The following is a 26,213-nucleotide window of genomic DNA, read 5'->3' as shown; positions in this document are numbered from 1 at the left end:
ATTCTTAAGTGCCGCGAATCAGGCGGTTGCCTGCGGTGGCGAGATCTTCTGCGGCTTTCATCATCTTGATCTGCGCTTCAAACTGACGGTTGAGCGCAATACTGGAGACCATTTCGCCGATGGCCGACACGTTGGCCGTTTCCAGATGCCCGGCGGCCACCGTCACGTCTTCATCACGTGGGGTAAACGCCGCGTTGCTCACCAGGAAACCTGCGTCGTTTTTGCTCAGCGCACTGGCCGGAATGTTCACCAGCTTCACGCGGTCGATATCCATCGGCGCGGCAATGTCGCCGTCATCCGGCACGATGGTGATCACCCCATCTTCAGCAATGGAGACGGAGGCATACGGCGGCAGCACGATGGGGCCGTTATCGCCTTCCAGCGGCAGCCCGTTAATCGACAGCTCCCCTTCGGCGTTGATGTCAATCTGGCCGTTGCGGGTATAGACCTCACGGTTGCCGCTGCGCAGTGCAATCAGGCCATCGCCCTTCACGGCGATGTCCAGATCGCGGCCGGTTTCCCGTACCGCGCCCGGCGCTAAATCGACACCGCCCTGAGTGGGCTGCGCCAGGTAGCGGGAGGCATAGCCCTCGCCGCTCACCTGTTGGGTCAACGCGTTGTCGAGGTCGCTGCGGAAGCCCTGGGTGTTGACGTTGGCCAGGTTGTTCGCGTGGATCTCTTGCTGCGACAGGCTGCGCGACGCGCCGCTCACCGCGGTGAAAAGTAAGCGATCCATCGATTACACCGCCTGGAACAGCGCACTCATCATGCTGTCGTTGGTACTGATGACTTTGGTGTTCGCCTGGTAGTTACGCTGTGCGGTCATCAGGCCCACCAGCTCGGAGGTCAGATCGACGTTAGACGACTCAAGCGCACCGGAAACGATAGAACCCAGCAGGCCAGAACCCGGCGTGCCGGTCAGCGGCGCGCCGGAGCTAGCGGTTTGCGCCCAGGTGGTGCCATCCTGCGACTGCAGGCCGTTCGGGTTGGTAAAGTTCGCCAGCACCAGTTGACCCTGCAGCAGGCGCTCACCGTTAGAGAAGGTGGCGTACACGCTGCCGTCTTCGTCGATCGCCTGGCCGGTACGCTCACCGGAGGCATAGCCGTCGCCTTTGTTTTTGCTGACGGAAAAGTCGGAACCGTACTGGGAGGTGCCGGTATAGCTCAGCTTGAGTTCCAGTGGCAGGGCACCATCAATGGAGGCATTTACCGGAACTACTGCGCTAGGGCTAGTCAGAATACCCTGGCTATTGAAGGAGAGCTTTTGTACCTGTGCATTAGTACCATCAGTAACCGGCTTATCGTCCATGTAGTAATGCACTTCCCACTCGTTTTCACCGGTCTTCACAAAATACTGGTTCAGCGTATGCTCACGGCCCAGCGAGTCATAAACCTGAGTGGTGTAAGAGTTGTTGTAAGAGGTGTTGTCTTTCGGGTCGAATGGCGAGGTCGCCGGCACTTCCGCACGCGCGTCCAGGTTCGCGGTAAAGTCGATGCTCTCGGTCGCTTTCGCCGGAATCGAGCCGCTGCTGATGGTCAGGTTGCTGATGGTCCCTACCTGTAGCGTACCGTTGGCATCAACCGGATACCCTTGCAGGTACATGCCCAGATTGTTCACCAGATTGCCGTGGCTGTCGGTGCCGAAGTAACCCGCACGGGTGTAAGCAGTGGTACCGGCGCTATCACGAACCATAAAGAAACCGTTGCCGTTAATCGCCAGATCCAGCGCGGTGCCGGTGGAAGAGATGCTTCCCCCTTTGGTGATGCTCTGGGTTACCGCCGACACGCCGACGCCCAGCGGCTGGCTTTCCGCATACAGCGCGGAGAACTCAGCGCGGCCGGACTTGAAGCCCACGGTGCCGGAGTTAGCAATGTTGTTCGAGATAGCGTTCAGCTGTTCGGTAACGGCATTCAGACCGGAAGTTGCAATACTAAAGCTCATAATCGTTCCTGTTTAATTAACGGCCTGATTCACTTCAGGCTTTGTTCTTAGAGGTGGTACCAAACTGGGTAATATTGTTGTAGGCAATTTCGCCCAGACCGTTGATGTTCAGTACGGTCGAGCTGCCGTCGAGCGGGATGCGCACGTTGCTCACCACGCCGCCGATTTCAATCGGCACGTTCTCTTCACCGGTGTCGGTCACCACGCTCAGGGTATATTTCCCTTCGCTCAGGCCGAGTTCTTCCGGGTCGATACTGAAATCCACCTGCCCGGCTTCCTGCTTGCCCAGCTCGATTTTGTGCTCGACGCCAGCGGAGTCTTTGACAATCACCGTCACCACGTTTGCCGCGTGGTCCAGCGTCAGGCGGCCATCGAGCACGGTTTCACCGTCGGTCTCGATAGCGTTGGTCTGCACCATCACATGCTGACCAACCAAATTGCCGGTGGTGAGGGTTTGCAGGTTATCCATCAGCACCGAGCTGTTCGCCATCAGCTGCGACATGGTTTCCATCGACTGTACCTGCGTCAGCTGCGCCAGCTGGCTGACGTACTCGGTCCCGTCGGTGGGGTTGAGCGGATCCTGGTTCTGAATCTGCGCCACCAGCAGCTGCATAAACATGGTGTTCATGCCGGAGGCGGTGCTGTTGCTGGTAATGCCGTCCGTGGAGCTGGAAGCCCGGCTATTGGCGTAAGAGTTATCAACGTTCATGCTTATGCTTCCCCAAGTCGCAGCAGGCTTTGCTGCATGCTTTTTACGCTGTTAAGTACGTCGACGTTGGTTTCAAACCCACGCGACGCTGACATCATGTCCGCCATCTCTTCCACCACGTTGACGTCCGGGTAGTAGACGTAGCCGTCGTCGCTTGCCATCGGGTTGTGCGGCTCATAGCGCTGCACCGCGTTACCCGTTTCAATAACGTCCATCACCTGCACGCGCGCGCCGGTGAGCGCACGGCTGTGCATCAACTCATCGTTTTTATAAACCGCAGCAAACACCGGACGACGCGCTTTATAGGTGCCGTCTTCGGTGGCGGAGGCGGTTTCCGCGTTGGCGAGGTTACTGGCGATAGTGTTAAGACGAACGGTTTGCGCCGTCATCGCCGACCCCGAAACGCGATAGATATCCGAAAAAGCCATATTGCGTGGTTACCTGCGTTGAATTACTTGCCTTCAATGGCCTGCTTGAGGCCAGTGAACTTCATGTTTAAAAAGGCCAGGCTCATTTGGTAGTCCTGGGTGTTTTTCGCAAACTCGGCCTGCTCAACGTTCAACGAGACGGTGTTACCGTCCGAAGAGGGTTGATATGGCACGCGATACATCTCCTGCGCTGACGTCTGCATGGAAAAACTCGACCGTGAGCGTTGCATCTCGGAGGCAAAATCAATATCTTTAGCCTGGAAGTTGGGGGTATCAACGTTTGCCAGATTGGCTGAAAGCAGCTCTGCTCGGGAAAGTCGAAGTGCTACAGCCTGTGGATGAACGCCCAATGCTTTGTCAAAAGTAATACTCACAATTCACACCCTCGTGATGCTAAAACCTGCATGATCTGCTCATTCGTATAGCAATATTCATGCCAAGGTTTTAATTACATGATTTATAATGTTTTTATTCATTTTTTTAGCGCCAGTGTGAAACGGAATTTCCGCTTCCTTGCCGGTTTTTTCCTGCTCGTGCTCTCCGCGGCGATCCCCGCGTCCGCCGCAGCCGCAGAACGCCCGACCAGCGCGCGTAAGCAAATCTATGTTGCCGTGCAGCTCCATGCGGCTGACATCGTTCGCCAGGAAGCGAAACGCCGTCGGTGGCCGGAATATCAGGCGAAAATGAACCTGTTTATTCCCTCCGAGGCCTCGCAGTACGCTACCTGTCGCCAGGAACCCGCCGTATCGATCCCCGGCGGCGACCGTCTCGATCTCAACCGTCTGCGTTTTGATGTGCGCTGTGCGGATGCCAACGGCTGGGATATTGCGGTCACCGTCAAACCGGATATCTATCTGCCGGTCGTCGTGGCTGACAACACCCTCGAACGCGGCCAGCAGATTTCCGCCGACAACATCACGATTAAAAAACTCAACATCAGCAACGCGCGCGGCGACTACCTGAACGATCCGGCAGAGGTCATCGGTTTGACCGTGAAGCGCCGCGTGCGCGACCGCCAGCCGATTACGCTCAACCAGCTGGAGTCACCGCTGTTGGTTGAACGTGGCCAGCGGGTGCTGATGGTGGCGGAACAAAATGGCGTTGAGGCCCGGACCATGGGCGAAGCGATGAAGAAGGGGCGTAAAGGCGAGATTATTAAGGTGAAAAACGAGAGCAGCGGTCGCGTGGTGAGCGCCATTGTCGCCGACATCGGCGTGGTAAACATGGTGTACGCCAGTGGGAATTAAAAAACTTCCCGCGACGTTTAAGTTATTTCCCGTAGCTGCCGCTCTTTACTGACAACGGCACAGGAAGTCTGACTTCCTCAGGGCAAGGTTCATACGCCACCACCAAACAATGAGAACGAGGGCGCAGCGATGAAAGTAACCGCACCACAGTACAACCTGACCACCGCAATCAACACAGCCAGCAGCGCGGAGCAGACCCGCACCGTGGCTCAGGAAGGCACCAGCGTGACGCGCAGCGCCGCGATTGATCCGGTTCTTGGCGATGCGCAAACGCAGCTGAGCACGCTGCCAGAAGTCGACATGGCGCGCGTCGCCGAAATGAAAGAAGCCATCAGCAGCGGCAAAATCAGCGTCAATATTGATTCGCTGACCGATGCGATGCAGAAGTATTTCCAGAGGTAATTTATGACTAACGCAGCCCAACGCGTTAAAGCACTGATTCAGGACATGACCGAAGATCGTAAACGCTATCATGCCCTGACCACACTACTCGAAAAGCAGCGTCATCATATCGTCGCCCGCGACGCCACCGCGTTAGATAGCGTGAACGAGCAGATTATGGCGCTGTACCAGCAGCTGTCGCAAAGCAGCCAGCAGCGCTACCAGATTCTCGGCCAGTTAGGGATTGACCCGAGCACCGAAGGCCTGAAAAAGCTGATCGCCCGCCTGCCCGCCGCCCACCAGCCTTCTGTTTCCGCCCTCTGGCAAAACCTTCAGCAGCAGGCTGCTGATTGTCGGATTGCCAACGACTACAACGGGGCGCTGATGAGTATGCAACAAGAGATTCTGGGGAATTTGCTGAATGCCAGCGCGCCGGAGAATTGGTTGTATCAGCAGGGGTAAAATCCCTGACAATTAAAACGACGGCACATACCACTGCGGCTAAATATAAATCATTATCTGTTTTCAGAAAATTAGTGTATCTGACATCATTTTCCAACCTATAAGTAATCATGACAATCAAAACGTTAAAAATTTATATAGAACCAGCATCACTACCTCTTACTTATGAACTAATTGATTATGTAAACAACATTGAAAATGAAAGTGTTTATAGCATTATATTATTTCAAAGATTAAAAATAGACATGACCAATATACAGAATGGCAGGACTGTATTTATTGATAATGTCAATGACAGATTAACACTAAAACTCGACAGTCTGGCTAAATTCATCCTTGGCAAACCCGATGCAAATATAGAGATACATACTAATATATATAGAGAATATGATATTCTCTATCCGCTAATGAAACGGATTACACCTGAAACACCATTTAAAAAAATTAAACTCCATCTTTACGATGATGGCACTGGCACGATGCTACAAAGAATGGCTATGGGTCAAGTTGACGAAGCTATCATTAAGAATTCGATGCCTGGCAGAGCGAAACTTTTACAACAACATTTAACCTCTAATGATAACGCCAGAGTATGGAAATGGCATTATATAGATAATTACACATGGCATTATTTCATGGATACAAAGTACTATCTCATCCAACCTAAAAATAATACCATGGTAAAAAACTCGTTTATTACCAACTTACATAAGCATACAGTACCAATGGATTTCAACCCTCAAGAAAATATAGAAATAGCAATGCCGGAAGTATGGAGCCATCTATTCAACACTTCTAATGATCTTCTCATTAAATTACAGAAACATGCCGCAGAAGAACAATCATTCCTCCTTTTAACCAGTAATTACATGGATCGTGAATATAAAGAGCAATATAAAAAATCATTAATATCTAATATTATTCTCTTGCAGGATTCTGGAAAGTTACCATGCGCCAGCAAAATTGTTTACAAAGGACATTCAGAAAATGTAGATTTAAATCAGGAAATTTGTCAAATTCTTGGTGATAACATCACCATTATTCCCGAAGGTGCCCCAATGGAATATTTCCAGATGGTTGGTTTACTGCCTAAAAATGTAGGCGGATGTTTCAGCACCTCAATGTTTAGTCTATATAACAAAGACATAAAATTCGTCTTCTTTAATGGAACTGAGTCAGATGAAACTAATAAACTCTTCCTCAGCTTAAACGATATTTATGATTGTTTTTCCACGGAAAGAATTATTTACCTTGATGAAAAAAAGCCAGCAACTCAATTTTAAGTATTAAAAAAGATAATCTTTGCCAGCTTGTAAATATAATTCTGATGATATACCTTATCGGGAAAATATATGAACATAAAACTATACATCGATACTAACAGCAATACATTCCCATATCAGATCGCAAATTTTATAAATAAAAAAGATCTTAATGATAGTAAAATTATTTTTATTCTTGGGGAGACGATATTAAATGAAGAGAGAACTAATTCTCATAACATATCCATCGTCCGCTATCAGCAAGGTGCATTGCAGAAAACCCTGGTATCATTAGCAAAATTTCTTTCTGAGATTAATTTATCTTCTCTCGAATGCCATCTGGAATCAGATGCCTGCAGCAAAATACTACTAATTCTATTAAGTGAATTAAAAATAGATCTTAACATACTTAAACTCTATATTTATGAATCTAGCATCACCAGTTTTGCACTACGCGATAAATTTTCATATGACAATGGTGAAATTTTAAAAAATAACTTAAATGTCTTGCTTCATAATATTAAAGAAACATTAAAATGTCATAAACCTTTTCAGGGAAATGATAATGAATTGATATTTTCCAGCTGTATCTGGCATCATTTGGCAGATACAACTTATTATGCAATGAATAATATAAGAGGGTTTTCCTCTCTTCCAGTCAACGAGAAAGTGCATCTCGACAACGAAGGTAAGGTTATCTTCTCAGAAATTTATAACATCCCTTTAGAGGTCTCAGAACTTGCCAGAGAATATTTTCAGCAAGAAACCGTCTTCTACTGTGATAAACTTTCAACAAGTCACCCCACCCTTAAACAGCTTTATGAAGAGTTAGTAAGAGAGCATATTTCTCAAATAATCAATGATACAAACAATAAAAACACTGCACTCCTTCTTCATCATGATAACAATCCAAAAATTTTCAATGGGATATGCAAAAGCATCCTTCAACTACCTTTATCAATGAATATGGTGGCAATGAATCTGATAGATATCCACCCTAAAAACATTATTACAAAATTTAATAACATTATTCCAAATAGCGACAAAAAGAGTCATTATATTATATTTTCAAGCACCGATAATGAAGAAACAACAAGGCATCAGGCATTACTTAGAAAGTACTTTGACATAATTCCACAAAATATACTCTACACTAACGAAATACTACAACACCAGAAACAAGGGAACTCAAAGAGAATATTCTACTCATCGGCCTCCATGGGCGACATCATCTATGGAATTGGTGCAATTAATGCATTGCGACACCACTATCCATCAGACAACTTTGTCTTTGTCACGAATAAACTTTATGCTGACTTAATTGATAACTGCCCATCAAAAATAGAGTTTTGGGACATTAATTGTTTGAGCCCTGATCAATTAGCCGAAATAAAAATTTCAGCCGAACTTTCACAACTTCACTTTTTTGAACGGTGGGAGCAAATTGTTTCAGAGATGCACATGACAGATGCCTTTATCAGTGAGGTCACCAACGAGATTCCAGATAGTCATAAAAATGCTTTGTTAGATTTTCAAAATATCGATAAATTACCCGTAGATAAATTTATTGCTGATAATAATCTAACGAGTGAAAAAATTGTTCTGCTTCATCCCAACATAGGCTCACCAAACAGAACATGGACACAACATGGTTGGGAAGCATTAGCACAAACTTTTATCACCCATGGCTGGCAAGTTATATTTATTGGTAGTGACAACAATAAATATCAGAACAAAAAAGCAATGCTCATCGATTGCCCTCACGTCTATAATGCTATCAATAAATTTTCTATTACCCAGACAGTATATCTGATGAGCCAATGTCAACTGTTGGTAGCCTGTGATTCTGGCCCAGTTGCACTTGCTGGATATACTGATATCGCAATATCAGCATTGTATTCCATTATTCCGTCAAATCGACGACTCCCTTATCGCCATGGAAAACTTGGGTGGAATGCACAGGGAATAGATGTTTCCTGTCAATATGGTCAATGCGGGCATTTAATCATGGATGAAAGATTCTATCATAACACTCTACGAAAAAAATGGATTCGGCCAGATGGAAAGCGCTTTGCCGAATGGTGCCCCAATAAGAAAAAATACTCATGTCTTACTCACTTCTCTCATGCGCAATGGTGGGCCGAAATTAATAAATTCATAGAATCCGATAATTTTATCTTAAATACAAGAGCATCTGTTTGACTTTCCTCCCCCTCGTACAGGAAGTATATCTTCCCGTATGGGGGCATTCGCTCCCTCATAGCTTTCAATATGTCTACACATCCACCAAAACCAACTGGTGGCATGAATATTGCATATAAAATATTTTGTAACTTTAATGGAAATAGATAATGGTTAAACATTTAAATATGACAGATGATTGCGTTGGTTTTTTTATGGAAACGTCATTTCACTATGAGGTTTACCGAAACATTATTAAATCATTGCTTGAGAATAAAATCCCATGTGAACTAATCATTAATGACTTAATTGAACCAAGTTTTGTCAATGACATGCTGTCATCATTGAATAAAATTAACGTACAGGGACTTAGCTGCACATTAATATCAAATGTATTAAATACATCAAAGAAATATAAATGCATTGTTAGCCCTTATTATATAAATTATTTGGACAATATAACTAAAATACATATCAGAACATTTTATGGACTGGCAAAAAACAAATGGAATCATGCCGACTGGAACTCTAAATATAGTACTATTTTATGCTATAGCAACTACACCAAAGCATCACTATCGCTAGATGACAAAACCCATATCGTCGGTAACCCTCGATTTGATGACTGGCATAATGACTCTTATAACAAAGTGGTACCATCAAATCTGAAACTGGATGCTAAAAAACCAACCATTCTTTATGCCCCAACATATGGTGAATTGGGCTCACTAATACACTGGGCGGAAAAACTTGGACGATTAAGTCGCGAATACAACCTGGTTACAAAACTACATCATGGAACTCTTTATAAGAAATCAGAGACTAATGCTTTGAAAATAGCAAAACGCTATCTGAAGAACCTCGTTTGTGATAGTGATATCACCTTTGCACTGCTTGATCGAGCTGACTACGTAATCACAGACAATAGCGGATTTATTTTTGATGCTATTAATACAGATAAGAAAGTGATTTTACTCAACTGGGAAGGGATGGATACATTGTTAGCTGATAATAAATCATTTAGTACGGCCGATAGCCCTGAACAACAGGTTAGAGCATTCCTTCCTGTGGCCCAGGATATGGTTGACATACGTCAGTATCTCTCTGAAGATTATCTCTGGCAGCAGCACGATGAGCAGTTCCAGCATCTTAAGACTGAGTATTGTGATGCCTTTAATGATGGCATGGCAGGTAAACGTGCAGCTCAAGTAATCATCAATACTGTATATCGATAGCGCGTTCTGATAATGATGTATGGTAAATCAATCACCACCTCCTCAGGAGGTGGTTTAGGTGTGCTAATAAAGACGCTGGGTATTTTTAGTGCTGTTTTAAACATTCTTGATAACTTCAATCACTGAAGTTGTTGACACTGACGGTGTGCGTTCAAGATAAACGATATCGATTAGGGGAGAGAGATAATCAAACTTTCCCTGCCAGTCATCCCCCATCACTAACACATCAGCAGAATATCTTTTGATATAATCTTCCTTCAACTCCAATGACTCTTCCAAAAACACGCTATCGACATACCTGATCCCCTGGATAATAGAAAGCCGATCCTGCTCGGCATAAATCGGATAGCGGCCTTTTTTCTTAAGATTTAGCGCATCAGATGATACGCCCACAATCAGTCTGTCACCGAACGATTTTGCCCGCCGCAGAATATTTAAATGACCAACATGAAAAACATCAAACGTGCCAAAGGTAATTATATTTTTCACTTTTCAGTCCATTTCCAGGCATGTGCCTATTACAGCAGCGACAATCCACACAACAAGCTGTAATCCGATGTCTTATCAGCTTCGGCAGCAAACGGATTCTGCTGCTGCCAACCACGCAGCGCACTTACCAGCATTACTACGTCTTCCTGGGTCAGCTCACTTTGCTCGGCACGGATGGTAAACAGCATTTTGAGGTGGAAGAACTGGCGAGCAAGTCCGAGCAGCGCTTCGCCGTAGTTGGAACATTCAATCCCCGGGAACACATCGCTGTACAATTTATAAATCAAAATGTTGCGCAATGCGTACGGATGGTCATCAAACAGAGTGATTGCAGACCACTCCGAATCCAGAATCAGCTGACGCTCCGCCAGACGGGCTGGCTGCATAATCGACAGTTCGCTCAGTTTCAGTGCCATCCCCATCTTCTCAACCATCGGCAGGTTCAGATTCAGGCGCATCTGGCCCATCTCTTTCAGCGTGGCAATACGGTTCTCAGCAATTGGCGGCAGCATCGTGAACTGCTGTGTCAGGATGCCTTGCTCAGCCAACGCAGCCAATTGCTCACCCATACTGACCAGCAACGCAGGATCGTTCTCACCATTATCCAGATGTTGCTGCGCCTTGCTTAACAGCACACCGATGGCATACATGCTCACTTCCAGCGTCAGCGCCGGATGCACCGCCAGATTGATACACTGTTGGTTCAGCGCTTCACTCCACGCAGAGAACAGTTCATCACTCTGCGGGCCAGCCTGCGTGGTGTGCAGGATGAATGCCTCCTGGTTGAACAACATCTCTTTTGCCGCCGTCTCGCAGCCAATATCTAAGGTCTCGCGCTGCTGATTTTTCAGCTTCACGCTAACATGCGGCCATGCCTCTTTACCCTGCTGACACGCAGGGCAAGTGCAGGGCGTTTCTCGCGCATTAAAACGCGAAACAAATTCAGGTTGGTAATGTTCAATCAGTTCCATGTTGTTCTCTTTTTGATGTCGCGAATTATTGGTGTTTACGAAAGAACCAGTGCGTACAGTCAATCATCTCGCCGGTTTGCGGATGCAGAAGGTGTTGCAGGAAAGCGAAGCTCGGGCTAAAACCCAGCCACATCCCTTGCAGTTTCATTAGAGCCGTCCAGCAGCGGTCGATGCCGACGTCAAGTTCAGCCGCCTGGCGATAGGCATCCAGCAGCGCATCGTAATAGCCGCTGTTTACCGCATAGGCGCACGCGCAGCCCGCGTTAAAGATACGTGCGACGCCGGGCAGCAAGCGGGTAGGGATGAAATCCTCATAGCGGCCGCCCAACAGCAGCATTTGCCAGTCCACCTGGTCCAGCCCGTTGAGCAGCTTGTTGATGTTGTTCACCACGTTCTCTTTACGCACGAAACGCAGCCCGGCATCCAGCAGCAGCACGTTTTTCCAGCCCTGCTGTTTCGCCTGATCCACGATCTGCGAGTGGGTCTGAAGTTCGCTCACCTCGCTGGCGTCAGCCTTTGCCACCGGCCAGAGCTGACCAGCCTGCACGCCGAGCGCCAGCAGCGCTTCACAGCGCTCGGCCAGCGTCGCCTCCTGTTCAGGGCTGTAGATGACCGCGACCTTCTCAAACACCGACCAGTTCACCTGCGTATTCATCGGTGCAGTGCTTAGACGACGATAGTGGGCCAGTAAATTCGGGTCGCTGACAAAATCCTCCAGCGTCAGCTCCACCGGCGTGGAGCTGCTGAGGATAAAGTCTTTGTCGTAGGTGTTGCTGCTGTGCGAAATACACAGGATGGCCCGCCGCGGGTCGATCTGCTGCACCGGGGTGGTGAATTTATTGAGGAAGCCTTCTTCTTCCGCCTTCATGGCCTCATCTTCGTAACGGTGCTTTTTCAGCAGGTTACGGTGATAGCCGAAGGTGCCGTTCAGCGCATGATTAGCGCCGAAAGGATGCGTCAGGTAGATTTTGTCCAGGTGGCTGTACCAGATATAGATCTGGTCGCTACCGGAGAAGAGCGCATTGTTGAGCTGCATCTGCGCCACCTGATAAGAAATTTTGTCCGGCGCGTAGTAGTCGTCATCATCCAGACAAATAATGTACTCGCCCTTCGCCAGCGCGTTGAGCCGGTTACGTTTATGGCCCAGCGCCAGCCGCTCCGGGCTATGAATGTAGCGCACGTTCGAGGTTGCCGGGTCGGTCATCATCTCGATAAGGTCGGCGTTACTGGTCGGAGAATCGTCGAGAATAATCAGCTCACGCTTGTCCGCCGGGTAGTCCTGGTACTGCCAGATATAGAGCAGATAGGGCAAAAACTCGCGGCGATTGTAGGTCGGGCAGATAGCGCTGACGAACGGCGTGGACTGCGCGCGTTTCTGGCGAGCCAGCAGCGTGGACATCAGGTTGGGCTGAGCGGTTTTGTTTGCGGTCTTCATCACAATTATCGTTGGCGCGCGGCGGCCAGCTGCTGACGCAGCCAGCACTGGGCAGAAACAGAATCAGTCATTTTTTGCTCCCGACGGTTCATTTCCATGCGTCGGTCGTTACGTTTGGCGTCCAGTACCAGCTCCAGGCTCTTTTCGCGCTTCGCCTCGGACAGCAGATGGCCCTGAATTTTTTGCGCTTCGAGGTTAGCCAGCGCCTGCTCTTGCTTTTGCCAGTCGATAACACGTTGAATATTGTGCTTATATTTCGACTGGTTAATCATCATCACGGCGCTATTCACGCTCTGTTCAGCCAGCCCGGAGGCCAGCGTGGTCAGCGCATCAATATTCTTCTCGAAGCGCTGGCAGACCTGCTTTTGCGAGGCCAGCTTCGAACTGAGATCATCAACCGCGCGCGTGCGCATCAGATGAAGCTGTTCCAGCGTAGAAATCAGTTTATTCATCGTGCATTACCCTGCTTGCGCCAGCGTACGCAGATCGTTAACGGTCGAATCCATTAACGCCGCGTCCTGAACTTCCTGTTGTAAGAACTGCGTGATAGCCGGAGAGAGGCGAACGGCTTTATCGGCCAGCGGGTCTGCGCCCGCAACGTAACCTCCCAGCGGGATCAACGGCTTAATACTCTGGTATTCGGCGTACAGCTGCTTGAGCGTCCGCGCAGCGAGCTGATGTTCACGGGCGGTGACCTGGCTCATACAGCGGCTGATCGACTGGCCGATATCGATGGCCGGATAGTGCCCCGCCTCCGCCAGATGGCGCGACAGCACGATGTGGCCGTCGAGCACCGCACGGGCGCAGTCGACGATCGGATCCTGCTGATCGTCGCCCTCCGCCAGAACGGTGTAGATCGCGGTCATCGATCCGCAGCTTTCGCTGTTGCCGGCGCTCTCCACCAGGCGGGGGATCATACTGAACGCCGACGGCGGATAGCCTTTGGTCGCGGGGGGTTCGCCGAGCGACAGCGCAATCTCACGCTGCGCCATGGCGTAGCGGGTCAGCGAGTCGACCAGCAGCAGCACGTCTTTGCCTTTATCGCGGTAATAGCTGGCGATGGTGTGGCACAGCTCGGTGGCCTTGATACGCATCAGCGGCGACTCGTCCGCCGGTGCGGCGACAATCACCGACTTTGCCAGCCCTTCGGCCTGTAGCGAGTTCTCGATAAACTCTTTCACCTCGCGGCCACGTTCGCCGATCAGCCCCACCACCACCACTTCGGCCTGGGTGTAGCGGGTAATCATGCCGAGCAGCACGCTTTTGCCCACGCCGCTGCCCGCCATCAGGCCCACGCGCTGGCCTTTGCCGATGGTCAGCAGGCCGTTAATGGCGCGGACGCCAACGTCCAGCGGCGCTTCCACCGGCTGGCGTTTCAGCGGGTGAACCTGCGGTAGCTGCTGCGGCAGCAGCGTGTCGCCGCCGAGTTTGCCTTTGTCGTCCAGCGGTTCGCCAAGGCCGTTAACCACCCGCCCCAGCCACTGGTCGCCAATCATCACGCCTTCGCTTTTCCCAGCGGGAAACACGCGCGCGCCGGCAATCAGGCCGGAAGGCTGCTTGAACGGCATCAGGTAGGTGACTTCGCGGTCAAAGCCCACCACCTGCGCTTCCATCATCTCGTGCTCGATGCTTTCGACGTGGCACAGCTGGCCAATCGCCAGACGACAGCCGACGCACTCCAGCAGAATGCCGTTGACGCGTACCAGCCGCCCAGCAACGCGTGCCAGGTCGATCTGTTCAATGGAGCGCAGCGCCTGTTCGAAATCAAGGCTGCTCATGCGCGGCTTCCGGCAGCAGGTTGTCCTTCAGCACCGAGACGCACTGGTCGAGGCGGTGCTGACAGCCAACGTCCATCTCGGTGGTATCGGTGATTACGCGGCATTCGCCCAGCTCCAGCGCCGGATCGGCAACCAGCCCCCATTCGCGGGCCTTTTCCGGTTCCGCTTCGCTGATGCGGCGGAATTCTTCGCTATTCAGCATCACGCGGATCTGCTCCGGCGGCTGCGGCAGGCTAGTCACCGCCTCTTCCACCAGCGCCAGCAGCTGCGTCGGGTGCAATGCCAGTTCGCAGCGAATCACCTGACGGGTGACTTTCTCCACCAGCTGTAACAGCTCTTCGCGACGCCGCTGTTCATAGCCGTCGAGGAAACGCTGCACATCCGCGGTGATGCGTTCAAACGGCGCCGCCGCGTCCAGGAACTGCTGGCGGGCCTGCTGTTTACCTTCGGTCAATCCTTTACGCATCCCGTCGTCGAAGCCAAGACGCATACCTTCCTGATAACCTTCTTCTTTGCCCTCTGCCATCCCCTGAGCGAAGCCCTGAGTGACGCCCTCGCGGAAGCCTTCCTCCAGCTGCTGCTGATACGCAGCCGGATCCGGCGCAGCAGCCGTCTGGTCGTCCATCGGCGCGTCAGGCGTCGCCCAGCGTTTACGCAGCGGCGGGAATTTATGCAGCTGCGGTTTCGCGGTGGCGGCATGGCGGTTGGCGCTCAGCGATAAACTGCGTTTTTTGAACATGGTTTATTCCACCGTCTGTTCTGCGAACAGCTGTACCTGAATCTCACCCTCTTCCACCAGCTGGCGCAGGGTCTGCATTATCTCTTTACGCACCTGCTCGATACGGCTGACCGGCACCGGTCCCAGACGGGTGGTAGTGCTTTGCAGCAGTGTCACCTGGCGCTTCGGCATCACGTTGAAGATCGCCTGACGCAGCACCGGCTCAGTGCCCTTCAGCGCCACAGCCCATTCATCGATCGGCACTTCATCCATCAGGCGTTGCAGGGTCATCGGGGTCTGGCGGCTGAGGATGTAGAACTCATACATCTCATCCTGCAGATCGTCGACCACGCTCTCATCACGCTCACGCAGCTGCTCCAGCAGCTCCTGCTGGTTACTCGGAATACGGTTAACGATATTTGCGGCGTGTTTGATACCGGCGACCTTCGAGCCGTGCTCGGAGAGCACCGCGATGCCGCGGTCAATCAGGCGATCCAGCTCGTCGATCACGTCGCGGTTAACGTCATCCAGACGCGCAATGCGGTAGATGATTTCGTCCTGACGTTCGCTCGGCAGCACGCTAAGCACGCTGGCCGCAATATCCGGCGGCAAGAAGGCGAGGAACACGGCCTGCAGTTGCAGGTGCTCCTGCTCAATCAGCGCCGCCAGCTGTGGAATATCCACCCATTGCAGGCGCGCCATGCGATAGCGGATCTCATCCCCGTAGATGCCGTTAATCACGCTGCGGGCAATTTCGCCGCCCAGCGCTTTTTCCAGAATGCTCCGCAGGTAATAGCGCGACGCGCCGTTGATACCACTCTGCTCACGGTAGTCGGAGAAGAAGTTGTTCATCGCCTGACGCGCGTGGTTAACCTTCACATCATGCAGACGCGCCATGGTTTCACTCAGCAGCACGACTTCTTCACGGTTCAACTTCTGCATCACCTGCGCCGCGGCTTCTTCTCCCACGCTCATCAGCAGGATGGCCGCCTGTTCCAGACGGCTGCGGCTACCTGAATTATTATTCCGATTTGCTGTTGCTTCGGTCATTGCTGTTAATCCACTGTTTCAGAACTTCCGCTACGCGCTCCGTCTCGCTCTGGGCCAGAACCTGGAGATACTCCACTTTGGTTTCCAGGCCGGAGCTTTGCGGCGGCAGCAGATCGTCGTTGTTGTTAAAAGCGGTGCTCGGCAGCGCGGTGAGGTTGTCACCCTGTACTTCGGACTCATCGGTCAACAGGTCGCGTTCATTCTGCTCAACCTCGTTAACCAGACGCTCGCGGCGTCCCAGGCGCTGGGCCAGCGGACGGACGCCAAACAGCAGCGTCAGCAGGGCCAGCAGGCCAATACCGCCGTTTTGTCCCCAGTACTGCATATCCGGGTCTTTCCACCATTTCTGATTCAGCATGCTGTCGGCTGCCGGCGCGGTGAAGGCCAGCACGTCCAGCGTCAGCGCATCGCCACGCGCTTTATCAATACCGGCGGCGCTCTCCACCAGACGGGTGATCGACGTCAGCTGCGTGGGGGTGATATTCGCCAACGCTGGCGCGGTCTGATTCAGCGCCACGGCCACGCTCAGCTTCTCCAGCTTGTAGCCGGGATGGCGGATATGACGGATATCGCGATCGAACGCATACTTGCGCTGTTCCTGGCTACGGCTGCTGAGGGAGCGAGGGTCGCTGGTATTGTTAGCGGCGGTGTTCGTCGCCGCAGCCGGAGCCGCATTGCCCGCCGCCTGTGCGGCAGCGGCCTGCGGGTTCTGGTTCACCGGGCGATTGCTCAGCGAGCCGGGAATACCGAACGCCATTTCGTTGGTGGTGTTCTCCTGGCTTAGCTGTTCATCGCTGACGCGCGGATCTTTGCCCAGACGTTCCTGAGTCTCTTCCACACGGCTTAAGTCCACGGTTGGCGCAACGCTGATGCGGTAGTTGCCCGCACCCACCAGAGAGGTCAGCAGGCTGGCGATATTCTTGCTGGTATCTTCGCGGATACGCTGCATGACATCGTCGCCCAGGCGTTTACCGGCGATGCTGCCGTCCGGCCCGGCCACGCCGTCAGACAGCAGATTGCCCGCCTGATCGACCACGCGTACGCTCTCGGCGGACATGCCCGGTACGGAACCGGACACCAGCTGTACAATCGAGGCCACCTGCTGTTCATCCAGCTGTCTGCCGTAGCGCAGCTGCACCACAACCGAGGCGCTGCTGTTTGGTTTATTGGTCAGCACAAACGAGCTGGACTCGCTCAGCCCAAGATGAACGCGCGCGGTTTCTACCGGGTCCAGCGCCATGATGCTTTTCGCTAACTCGCCTTCCAGACTGCGTTTGTAGCGCACGTTCTGGATAAACTGGCTGCTACCGAGCATCTCTTCTTTATCCATCAGCTCATAGCCGTCCGGCGTTGCCGCGCTGATGCCTTTGGCCGCCAGCGCCATACGCGCCTGCGACAGTTTGTTTTCGGTCACCAGCACCTGGCCGTTATCCGGATTAATGCGGTAGGCAATATTTTCCGCGCCCAGCACGTCCACGACCTGCGCGACCGGCACCTGCTCCTGCGCGCCGTACAGCGCGACGTAGCCCTGGTTGTGGTTCCACAGCGACGCAATGATGGCGATCGCCAGCACCACACCACCGCCAATCACCAGCAGTTTCGGATTATTGATGCCAGCGGGGAGGGAGACGGCAGGGAGACGATCTTTGATTTTGTTTAACACGGTACAGACCTTACAGCGAAATATTCATCACTTCGTCGAGCGCGCTGTTGAGCTTGTTGCGCACCTGCATCATCGCCGAGAAGGCCACGCTGGCTTTCTGGCTCTCAATCATCGCGCCGGCTAAGTCGTCGCTCTGACCCATATCAATTGCGGTCTGTTTGGCGCTGGCGCTGTGCTGCAGCGCGTCCACGTTGTCGATGGCGTTATTTAACACGCGGGAAAAAGAGACCGAGTCGGTGCTGGCAAACGCGCTGTTCGCCGGGGCAATCGTCTGTGTGGTATTGACCGAGCCGGCGGAAGCCAGCATGGCCGTTTGCTGCATACGGTCCAGCAGCGCCTGGTGCGCGGTGTTAATACCTGCGGCGGCAATCTTGTCCATTATTTCTTCCTTCCTGGCCTCAGGAATAACATTCAATATCAATGCCTTCGTCGCGCATTGACGCAAGGCGGTAACGCAGAGCGCGTGGGGTAATGCCTAAAAACTCCGCGGTCTTGGATTTATTGCCTTTATGGCGTTTGAGTAGATCGATGATGTACTGATACTCCGCCAGACGTCCGTGCAGCTTCACGTCACGGATGGCCGAGCTGCCGGCATCCTGCTCGCGGTAAGCAGGCATGACGCCCACTGACGGGGTTTCCGGCAGCGGCACGCGGGCCACCAGACCAAAGTCGGCGGCTTTAATCTCATCGCCGTTACCCAGAATCATGCCGCGCTGGATAACGTTCTCCAGCTCACGCACATTGCCCGGCCAGTCATAGCCGAGCAGCGCGTTGCGCGCATCGTCGCTCAGGCGCACGTCGCCCTTGTGGAAGGCGCGGTATTTGGCAATAAAGCGCTGCACCAGCGGCAGGATGTCCTGCTTGCGCTCGCGCAGCGGCGTGATGTGAATAGGCACCACGGAAATACGGTAAAACAGATCCTGACGGAAACGGCCTTCGGCGATTTCCTGTTGTAAGTCTTTATTGGTGGAGGCAATCAGTCGAATATCCAGCGGAATACGTTTATGGCTACCCAGGCGTTCAACTTCCTGCTCCTGTAATACCCGTAATAATTTCGCCTGTAACGACAGCGGCATATCGCCAATTTCATCCAGCAGCAGCGTACCGCCGTTTGCCTGCTCGAATTTACCGGCCACACTCGCCACCGCGCCGGTGAATGCACCTTTCTCATAACCAAATAAAACCGCTTCCAGCATACTTTCTGGAATAGCGGCGCAGTTAACCCCGACGTACGGGGCTTCACTGCCGCAGGCATGTTCGTGAATATATTTAGCGACACATTCCTTGCCCGTTCCTGTCTCACCAGTCACCAGGACTGATACATTATATTTAGCAACGCGGCGAGCTAATGAGATTACGCCCACGCTGGCAGGAGAAACGGCGACAAAACCTTCCCCGTGACGATCTTCACGTTCAATGATAATGCTCATTTTGGATTACCAGTAAAAAAGAACAAATAAGGATAATGCGCTAAACCTTTATTAAACGTGCGCTGCAATCACCTTGCTACATAGAAGATTAAAAGCGTTTTTATAATGTTAATAAAGATTAAAGACTGCGGTATTTTCATGGGGAAAAAATCCTTCCGTGAAAATATGCTGCCTAGTATACGCATGGAGTAGGAATTGTCTTATTTTTAATGAATATTAAAACATTAATCTATTTTTTTCATGCACTTACAGAAGTTATTAATCAACAAGCACGCGGAAAAATAATGGATTAATAACCGCCACCCACTTGCAATAAATGATTCAGAAAGGTCTAATTTGCATCCTGAATAAAAGGCAGTTGAGTCATCGTCTGGCGACGAACCTTTGATGTTGACCTAAAGCGTCACAACATTTTAAAAACTCAAATGCTTCCAGGAAAAATTTTCGCGACCGTTATCGATAATCGTTAACGGCGCCTTATTGTCTCATCAGGACACGTTATCAAACCGGAATAATCATGTACCCTGCTTCACAGCGAATCAGAATCCATCAGCAGGATAATCTTCCTGAACTGGTAAAACTGGATGTCAGCAAACTCGGTCGCCCATGGCATAAGCTACCTAAGGTAATGAACGATAGCTTTGACATTCTTGACGCGCGCCTGAGTATTTATTTTCTGAAGAAGCTTCGGGTTAATGCCGCGTTAGAATCGATGACTTTCGCAATCGATCAGAATTATAAAAATGCGCAAATATTCTCAACACCTTATGGGAATGTTGCATTTGTGATCGATCGTATATTATTACTAAACATCCTCCATGATTATTATGGACTGAGTAAAGACAGCAGCCATATTGAACCGGATGAGTCACTCCCGATCACCAAAACGGAAGAACGCCTGAAAAGCAAGCTGGGTCAGGAACTGACCTCATTGGTTATTTGCAAAGAGACGTTTGGCGAAGACCTGGAAATTAAAGTCGATTATTCCACGGTAATTAATCAATGGGCCTGGTGCATCACTTTCACCCTCGAAGGTTACAGCCACGGTAGCTTTACCGTCCTGCTGGACAATCCACATATTGACCAGATGCTGGCGGCGCTGCGCTCTCCGGATAACAGCACCAGCGGCGTGGAGAAGAGCGTCAGCCTGAGTCCCGCGCAGATCGAACGCCTGTTCGATAGTCTGCCGCTGAAGCTGGATGGTCGTCTGGCCAGCCTGAACCTGACCGTTGCCCAAATTGCCGACATCAAACCAGGCGATATCATCCCGATCGCGATCAATGACCCTTTGCCGGTGTTTATCGGTAAAGAACAGATTTTTGAAGCCACTATTGCCGAAGATCGCAGCAAGCTTTTCTTATGCGATATCCACGACAAGACAACCGAGAAGCCTTATGAGTGATTTACAACAAGAGCTGAGCCAGTCTCTGGATCTGGACGACCTGAACCTCAGCGACATGACCCATGATGAAACCGTTGAAGGGAATATCCGCCTCGATTTACAGCCGGAAACGCGTAATGCGCCACTGACCGACGTGCGCCGCATGGCGCTGTTCAGCCGCATTCCGGTAACGCTGACGCTGGAAGTGTCCTCGGTGAACATCTCGCTGGCTGAACTGATGGCAGTGAACTGCGACTCGGTGATTGAGCTGGACAAAATGGCGGGTGAACCGCTGGATATTAAGGTCAATGGTATTGCGTTCGGCAAGGCCGAAGTCGTGGTGCTTAATGATAAATATGGCCTGCGCATCATCGAATTTAATGCCAAAGAACTGGGTGAGCTGACCCGATGAACCGCGCGTTTTACCGCGGCTGCGTCCCGCTGCTGCTGCTCATTGGTTTGCTGTTCGCCCAGCCCGTTCTGGCGGCGAACGGCGACATCACGCTCTTTAGCACGACCGCTAACGGCGCGGGTCAGGATTACAACGTCAAAATTGAAATCCTGATCCTGATGACCCTGCTCGGCCTGCTGCCGATCATGGTGCTGATGATGACCTGCTTCACCCGCTTCATTATCGTGCTGGCGATACTGCGCCAGGCGCTTGGGTTACAGCAGAGTCCGCCAAACAAAATCCTTACCGGCATCGCGCTGGCGCTCACCCTGCTGGTGATGCGACCGGTATGGACCACCGTGTATACCGACGCGATTGAGCCCTTCCAGAACGACCAGATCACCCTCAAGCAGGCGCTGGTGAATGCTGAAGCGCCGCTGAAAAAATACATGCTGGCGCAGACCAACAATAAAGCGATGGCGCAAATCATGACCATCGCCGGCATTGAAGGCGACGCCCGCGAGCAGGATCTGACCATCGTCACCCCGGCGTATCTGCTGAGCGAGCTGAAAACCGCCTTCCAGATAGGCTTTATGATTTACATCCCGTTCCTGGTCATCGACCTGATTGTCGCCAGTATTCTGATGGCAATGGGGATGATGATGCTGTCGCCGCTGATCGTCTCGCTGCCGTTTAAGCTCATGCTGTTCGTGCTGTGCGACGGCTGGACGCTGATTGTCGGCACCCTAACCGCCAGCGTGCAAGGACTGTAGCGATGATGAACATGGACACCGCCGGTGACATCATGGCCTCCGGCATTCACCTCGTCCTGCTGATTTCCGCCGTGGCGATTATCCCCAGCCTGCTGGTCGGCCTGTGCGTGAGTATTTTCCAGGCCACCACCCAGATTAACGAACAGACCCTCAGCTTCCTGCCACGTCTGGTCGTCACGCTCGGGGTATTGATTTTCGCCGGGAAGTGGATGCTGACGCAGCTGGTCGATTTTACCGTCCAGATTTTCCATCAGGCGGCGGCGCTGGTGGGTTAAACCATTATGGGAATCGATATTCAGGCGCTGTGGACGCCAATCATGGCCCTGGTGCTGCCCTTCTTTCGCATCCTCGCCTTTTTACATTTCGCGCCGGTGATCGATAACCGCGTCTTCTCACGCCGCATCAAGATCGGTACCGCGCTGGCGTTGACCATCATCATTACCCCGATGCTGCCCAACAACGTGGTGCTTCACGAACTGTTTTCGCTGCGCGCCATCGTGCTGATTGGCGAACAGCTGCTGTGGGGGTTCTTCTTCGCGATGGCGCTGCAGCTGGTGTTTGTCGCCCTACAAACGGCGGGGCATATTCTGTCGATGAATATGGGGCTGGGGATGGCGATGATGAACGACCCGGTGAACGGCAGCTCTACCACGGTGATTTCGCAGATTATCTACGTTTTCTGCGCCCTGCTGTTTTTCATTATGGACGGGCATCTGCTGTTGGTGACCATCCTGTTTAAAGGCTTTAGCTACTGGCCCATCGGCCAGGCCATCAACCAGCCGACGCTGACGCTCATCGCTCAGGGGCTGGGCTGGATTATGGCCTCGGCGACGCTAATTGCGCTCCCCACAACCTTCGTCATGCTGATTGTGCAGGGCGGCTTCGGCCTGCTCAACCGCGTTTCGCCGACGCTAAACCTGTTCTCGCTTGGCTTTCCCATCAGCATGCTGTTTGGCCTGCTGTGTATTTCGATGCTGGTCACCAACATTCCTGACCACTATCTCAACCTGACTAACGAAATTCTGGCGAAACTCGACGCCATAAGGGTGCAGTAATGGCCTCCAGCGGAGATAAAAGCGAAAAACCCACAGCCGGGAAGCTGCGCAAAGCGCGGCAAAAAGGGGATATTCCCCGTTCAAAAGATTTAACCATGGCGGTAGGCCTGCTGGCTTCGTTCTTCACCCTGGCGACCTTCCTGCCGTACTACCGTTTGTTGATCGGTGAGTCGTTTGCCGCCGTCGGCACCATGGCGAAGGACCTCGATAACCCGAACGTCCTCAACCAGTTTCTGCTGCTGAATCTGTGGGTGCTGCTACGCTTTATCGCCACGCTGGTCCCCATTCCGCTGGCCTGCATCATCGCCAGCCTGGTACCGGGCGGCTGGATTTTTACCCCGTCGAAGCTCAAACCCGATTTTAAAAAGCTCAGCCCCATCAGCGGCGTTAAACGTATGTTTTCCGCCAGCCACTATACGGAAGTGGGCAAGATGATGCTGAAATGCGCGACGATCCTTGCCGTTGTCTACACGATGGTGCATGACCAGATGGATAGCCTGCTGCATCTCCAGCGGCTGTATCTGTATCAGGCCATCGGCCAGGGTTTTGGCATTTTTCATCACGTTGTCAGCTATTTCATCGCCGTTATCGTGATTTTTGCCCTACTTGATGTGCCGTTGAGCAAATTCATGTTCACCAAAAAGATGCGCATGACCAAGCAGGAAGTGAAGGAAGAGTACAAAAACAACGACGGTAACCCGCAGATCAAAGGCCGCATCCGCCAGCTGCAGCGCCAGATGGCGATGGGACAAATCTCGCGCACCGTGCCCGAAGCGGACGTGATTATCACTAACCCGACCCACTACGCCGTGGCGTTGAAATACGACCCGCAGAAAGCGGAAGCGCCGTACATCGTTGCCAAAGGCATTGACGACGTGGCGCTGTGGATACGTGAAGTGGGCGCCAGTCATAAGGTTGAGGTGGTGGAGTTTCCGCCGCTGGCGCGCGCGGTGTACTACACCACTCGCGTGAACCAACAAATTCCGGCGCAGCTGTTCCGCGCTATCGCTCACGTGCTGACCTATGTGATGCAGCTGAAGTCCTGGCGCGAAGGTCGTGCTGAGCAAAAACCCCGCCTGAACAGGCACATAGACATTCCTCAAGAGGTATTAAAAGCCAATGGCGAACAGTAAGATGCAAAACATGTTCGGCATGCTCCGCAAGGCGCAGATTGCCGTGCCTATCCTGCTTCTCTGCGTACTGGCGATGGTCATCCTACCGCTGTCACCGCTGATGCTGGATATCCTGTTTACATTCAACATTGTGCTGGCGGTCATCGTACTGCTGGTCGCGGTGAATATGCAGCGTCCGCTGGACTTTGCTATCTTCCCGACGCTGTTGTTAATCACCACGTTAATGCGTCTGACGCTGAACGTGGCGTCGACCCGCGTGGTATTACTGAATGGCCATCAGGGGGAAGGCGCGGCCGGTAAGGTGATTGAAGCCTTCGGCCAGGTGGTGATTGGCGGCGACTTCGTTGTCGGCTTCGTGGTGTTTATCATTCTGATGATCATCAACTTTGTGGTCGTCACCAAGGGTGCCGAGCGTATCTCCGAGGTTTCCGCGCGCTTTACGCTGGATGCGTTGCCGGGTAAACAGATGGCCATCGACGCCGACCTGAATGCCGGGCTTATCAACCAGCAGCAGGCGCGAAGCCGCCGTCAGGAAGTGGCGAAAGAAGCCGACTTCTATGGCGCGATGGACGGGGCATCCAAGTTTGTGCGCGGCGATGCCGTTGCCGGGATTATGGTACTGATCATCAACGTGATCGGCGGTATCTGTATCGGGATCTTCAAATACGATCTTGATGCCAGCCACGCATTCCGTCAGTACGTTCTACTGACCATCGGTGACGGTCTGGTCGCCCAGATTCCGTCCCTGCTGCTGGCGACCGCCGCGGCGATCATCGTGACCCGCGTCAGCGAAGGTAACGACGTCAGCGACGAAATCAAAACCCAGCTGCTCTCCAAGCCAAAGGTGCTGTACACCGCGGCATTCGTGATGTTCATTCTGGCCGTTGTGCCGGGTATGCCGCATATCGCCTTCCTGAGCTTTACCGCCCTGCTGGTGTTCGCCGCCTGGCGACAAAGCAAGGTGGTGCAGCCCGCGCCGCAAGAGACGGACATGGAGGCCATCAGTGAAGCGCTGGCCCCCGATACCAACCCGGCGATTACCTGGGACAGCATTCCGCTGGTCGAGCCGATTGGCCTGAACCTTGGCTACAAGCTGGTCACCATGGTGGACGAATCGAAAGGCAGCCCGCTGTCGCTACGCGTGCGTGGGGTGCGGCAGGTGATCTCTGAACTGTGCGGCGTGCTGCTGCCGGAAATTCGCATTCGCGAGAACTTCCGCCTCAAGCCCGCGCAGTACGCCATTCACATCAACGGCATCCGCACCGCGCTGGGCGAAGTGAACGCCGAGAAGCTGATGGCCATACCCGGCACCGAACTGTACGGCGAAATCGACGGCGTGCTGGATACCGACCCGGCCTACGGTATGGCGATTGTGTGGATTGACCCGGAACAGAAGGCCAAGGCGTTGAACCTCGGCTACCAGGTCGTCGACTGCGCCAGCGTGGTGGCGACGCACGTCAACAAGGTCGCCCGCGAGCATCTGCCGGAGCTGTTTAACTACGACGATATCACCCATCTGCACGCCCGTCTGGCGCAACAGGCGCCGAAACTGGCGGAGGATTTGAACGCCGCGCTCAACTACAGCCAGCTGCTGCGCATTTATCGCCAACTGCTGCTGGAACAGGTGTCGCTGAAAGATATCGTCACCATCGCCTCGACGCTGCTGGAAAGCGCGGCGGTGACCAAAGATCCGGTGCTGCTCACCGCCGATGTACGCTACGCCCTGCGCCGCGCTATCGTGCATAACATTAACGGCGATCGCCCGCAGCTGGCAGCCTACACCATGGATAATCAGCTGGAAAATATGCTGCTGGGCGCGCTGAATCAGGCACAGCAGGCCGGTAAGGTGGCGCTGGACAGCTTCCCGGTTGACCCGAACATTCTGACCCAGCTGCAAAATACGATGCCGATGATTTATGAGCAGATGAAAGCGAAGAGCTTGCCGCCGCTGCTGCTGGTCACGCCACAGCTGCGCCCGGTGATTTCACGCTATGGCCGCCTGTTTGCCAGCGGGCTGCACGTGCTGTCGTACAATGAAGTGCCGGACGACGCCGACCTGAACGTGGTGGGAACGCTGGCGTAGCCTGGCGCCTGAGATG

General features: G+C 52.4%; 28 protein-coding genes. 13 read left to right on the top strand and 15 right to left on the bottom strand.

Annotation, left to right across the window (positions count from 1 at the left end):
- Positions 1-4 precede the first annotated feature (4 nt).
- From ABTW00_RS00495 to flgB, 5 genes are read right to left on the bottom strand one after another with little or no spacing between them, the layout of a single operon-like run.
- A complete protein-coding gene (locus ABTW00_RS00495) occupies positions 5-736 on the bottom strand; it encodes a flagellar basal body rod protein FlgF (protein ID WP_433638113.1) in 732 nt (243 codons plus the stop codon).
- 3 nt (positions 737-739) lie between these two features.
- A complete protein-coding gene (flgE, locus tag ABTW00_RS00490; RefSeq protein WP_433638111.1) occupies positions 740-1,942 on the bottom strand; it encodes a flagellar hook protein FlgE in 1,203 nt (400 codons plus the stop codon).
- Positions 1,943-1,976: 34 nt separating this feature from the next.
- Positions 1,977-2,651: a flagellar hook assembly protein FlgD gene (gene flgD, locus ABTW00_RS00485; RefSeq protein WP_433638108.1), complete on the bottom strand. Its 675-nt coding sequence runs from the start codon at positions 2,649-2,651 to the stop codon at positions 1,977-1,979.
- A 2-nt stretch (positions 2,652-2,653) separates the two neighbouring features.
- Positions 2,654-3,079 (bottom strand): flagellar basal body rod protein FlgC, encoded by a 426-nt coding sequence (gene flgC / locus ABTW00_RS00480; RefSeq protein WP_433638105.1) that lies wholly within the window; start codon positions 3,077-3,079, stop codon positions 2,654-2,656.
- 23 nt (positions 3,080-3,102) lie between these two features.
- Positions 3,103-3,453, bottom strand: a complete 351-nt coding sequence (gene flgB, locus ABTW00_RS00475; RefSeq protein WP_416870137.1) for a flagellar basal body rod protein FlgB — start codon at positions 3,451-3,453, stop codon at positions 3,103-3,105.
- 78 nt (positions 3,454-3,531) lie between these two features.
- Between flgB and flgA the strand changes: the two genes are divergently transcribed.
- The 6 genes from flgA (at position 3,532) to ABTW00_RS00445 (ending at position 9,847) form a co-directional block, all read left to right on the top strand.
- Positions 3,532-4,326 carry a flagellar basal body P-ring formation chaperone FlgA gene (gene flgA / locus ABTW00_RS00470; protein ID WP_433638102.1) on the top strand — a complete coding sequence of 265 codons (795 nt, stop codon included), beginning with the start codon at positions 3,532-3,534 and terminating at the stop codon, positions 4,324-4,326.
- A gap of 129 nt (positions 4,327-4,455) precedes the next feature.
- Positions 4,456-4,728 (top strand): flagellar biosynthesis anti-sigma factor FlgM, encoded by a 273-nt coding sequence (gene flgM / locus ABTW00_RS00465; RefSeq protein ID WP_433638099.1) that lies wholly within the window; start codon positions 4,456-4,458, stop codon positions 4,726-4,728.
- Positions 4,729-4,731: 3 nt separating this feature from the next.
- Complete coding sequence (locus ABTW00_RS00460) at positions 4,732-5,169, top strand: flagellar protein FlgN (protein ID WP_433638097.1); 438 nt, start codon at positions 4,732-4,734, stop codon at positions 5,167-5,169.
- 110 nt (positions 5,170-5,279) lie between these two features.
- Complete coding sequence (locus ABTW00_RS00455; RefSeq protein ID WP_433638094.1) at positions 5,280-6,452, top strand: hypothetical protein; 1,173 nt, start codon at positions 5,280-5,282, stop codon at positions 6,450-6,452.
- A 69-nt stretch (positions 6,453-6,521) separates the two neighbouring features.
- Positions 6,522-8,633: a glycosyltransferase family 9 protein gene (locus ABTW00_RS00450; protein ID WP_433638092.1), complete on the top strand. Its 2,112-nt coding sequence runs from the start codon at positions 6,522-6,524 to the stop codon at positions 8,631-8,633.
- A 149-nt stretch (positions 8,634-8,782) separates the two neighbouring features.
- The gene (locus ABTW00_RS00445; protein ID WP_433638089.1) at positions 8,783-9,847 is read left to right on the top strand and encodes a CDP-glycerol glycerophosphotransferase family protein; all 1,065 of its coding nucleotides are present in this window, start codon (positions 8,783-8,785) and stop codon (positions 9,845-9,847) included.
- Between the two features lie 96 nt (positions 9,848-9,943).
- Here the strand turns inward: ABTW00_RS00445 and ABTW00_RS00440 are convergent, their stop codons facing one another.
- Genes ABTW00_RS00440 through ABTW00_RS00395 form a run of 10 tightly spaced genes read right to left on the bottom strand, consistent with a single transcriptional unit; the run spans position 9,944 to position 19,381 of the window.
- Positions 9,944-10,336: an adenylyltransferase/cytidyltransferase family protein gene (locus tag ABTW00_RS00440; RefSeq protein ID WP_433638086.1), complete on the bottom strand. Its 393-nt coding sequence runs from the start codon at positions 10,334-10,336 to the stop codon at positions 9,944-9,946.
- A gap of 29 nt (positions 10,337-10,365) precedes the next feature.
- A complete protein-coding gene (locus ABTW00_RS00435) occupies positions 10,366-11,307 on the bottom strand; it encodes a hypothetical protein (protein WP_433638083.1) in 942 nt (313 codons plus the stop codon).
- 25 nt (positions 11,308-11,332) lie between these two features.
- Positions 11,333-12,742, bottom strand: coding sequence for a glycosyltransferase family 2 protein (locus ABTW00_RS00430; RefSeq protein WP_433638080.1), 1,410 nt, complete (start codon positions 12,740-12,742; stop codon positions 11,333-11,335).
- 5 nt (positions 12,743-12,747) lie between these two features.
- Positions 12,748-13,194, bottom strand: coding sequence for a flagellar export protein FliJ (gene fliJ / locus ABTW00_RS00425; protein ID WP_433638078.1), 447 nt, complete (start codon positions 13,192-13,194; stop codon positions 12,748-12,750).
- A gap of 6 nt (positions 13,195-13,200) precedes the next feature.
- Complete coding sequence (gene fliI / locus ABTW00_RS00420) at positions 13,201-14,520, bottom strand: flagellar protein export ATPase FliI (protein WP_433638075.1); 1,320 nt, start codon at positions 14,518-14,520, stop codon at positions 13,201-13,203.
- On the bottom strand, positions 14,507-15,259 hold the full coding sequence (gene fliH / locus ABTW00_RS00415) for a flagellar assembly protein FliH (protein WP_433638072.1): 753 nt from the start codon (positions 15,257-15,259) through the stop codon (positions 14,507-14,509). Before fliH ends, fliI begins: the two co-directional genes overlap by 14 nt.
- A gap of 3 nt (positions 15,260-15,262) precedes the next feature.
- Positions 15,263-16,288 carry a flagellar motor switch protein FliG gene (locus tag ABTW00_RS00410; protein WP_433638069.1) on the bottom strand — a complete coding sequence of 342 codons (1,026 nt, stop codon included), beginning with the start codon at positions 16,286-16,288 and terminating at the stop codon, positions 15,263-15,265.
- Positions 16,260-17,951 carry a flagellar basal-body MS-ring/collar protein FliF gene (fliF, locus tag ABTW00_RS00405; protein WP_433638066.1) on the bottom strand — a complete coding sequence of 564 codons (1,692 nt, stop codon included), beginning with the start codon at positions 17,949-17,951 and terminating at the stop codon, positions 16,260-16,262. Before fliF ends, ABTW00_RS00410 begins: the two co-directional genes overlap by 29 nt.
- 10 nt (positions 17,952-17,961) lie before the next feature.
- Positions 17,962-18,330, bottom strand: a complete 369-nt coding sequence (fliE, locus tag ABTW00_RS00400) for a flagellar hook-basal body complex protein FliE (protein WP_433638063.1) — start codon at positions 18,328-18,330, stop codon at positions 17,962-17,964.
- Between the two features lie 19 nt (positions 18,331-18,349).
- A complete protein-coding gene (locus ABTW00_RS00395) occupies positions 18,350-19,381 on the bottom strand; it encodes a sigma-54 interaction domain-containing protein (RefSeq protein WP_433638060.1) in 1,032 nt (343 codons plus the stop codon).
- A 784-nt stretch (positions 19,382-20,165) separates the two neighbouring features.
- Between ABTW00_RS00395 and ABTW00_RS00390 the strand changes: the two genes are divergently transcribed.
- Genes ABTW00_RS00390 through ABTW00_RS00360 form a run of 7 tightly spaced genes read left to right on the top strand, consistent with a single transcriptional unit; the run spans position 20,166 to position 26,197 of the window.
- Complete coding sequence (locus ABTW00_RS00390; protein ID WP_433638057.1) at positions 20,166-20,783, top strand: FliM/FliN family flagellar motor switch protein; 618 nt, start codon at positions 20,166-20,168, stop codon at positions 20,781-20,783.
- Complete coding sequence (gene fliN, locus ABTW00_RS00385) at positions 20,776-21,174, top strand: flagellar motor switch protein FliN (RefSeq protein ID WP_433638055.1); 399 nt, start codon at positions 20,776-20,778, stop codon at positions 21,172-21,174. Before ABTW00_RS00390 ends, fliN begins: the two co-directional genes overlap by 8 nt.
- Positions 21,171-21,926, top strand: coding sequence for a flagellar type III secretion system pore protein FliP (gene fliP / locus ABTW00_RS00380; protein WP_433638052.1), 756 nt, complete (start codon positions 21,171-21,173; stop codon positions 21,924-21,926). Before fliN ends, fliP begins: the two co-directional genes overlap by 4 nt.
- 2 nt (positions 21,927-21,928) lie before the next feature.
- Positions 21,929-22,201, top strand: a complete 273-nt coding sequence (gene fliQ, locus ABTW00_RS00375; protein ID WP_061280600.1) for a flagellar biosynthesis protein FliQ — start codon at positions 21,929-21,931, stop codon at positions 22,199-22,201.
- A 6-nt stretch (positions 22,202-22,207) separates the two neighbouring features.
- On the top strand, positions 22,208-22,981 hold the full coding sequence (gene fliR, locus ABTW00_RS00370) for a flagellar biosynthetic protein FliR (protein ID WP_433638049.1): 774 nt from the start codon (positions 22,208-22,210) through the stop codon (positions 22,979-22,981).
- A complete protein-coding gene (gene flhB / locus ABTW00_RS00365) occupies positions 22,981-24,114 on the top strand; it encodes a flagellar biosynthesis protein FlhB (RefSeq protein ID WP_433638047.1) in 1,134 nt (377 codons plus the stop codon). Before fliR ends, flhB begins: the two co-directional genes overlap by 1 nt.
- Positions 24,101-26,197 (top strand): flagellar biosynthesis protein FlhA, encoded by a 2,097-nt coding sequence (locus tag ABTW00_RS00360; protein WP_167574728.1) that lies wholly within the window; start codon positions 24,101-24,103, stop codon positions 26,195-26,197. The genes flhB and ABTW00_RS00360 overlap by 14 nt, the downstream gene beginning before the upstream one ends.
- The last annotated feature ends 16 nt before the right edge of the window (positions 26,198-26,213 follow it).

Origin of the sequence: Kluyvera georgiana (genome assembly GCF_050990895.1) — a bacterium.
In the GTDB taxonomy this organism is placed as follows: Bacteria; Pseudomonadota; Gammaproteobacteria; order Enterobacterales; family Enterobacteriaceae; genus Kluyvera; species Kluyvera georgiana.
This window is presented reverse-complemented; position numbering and strand designations above follow the sequence as displayed.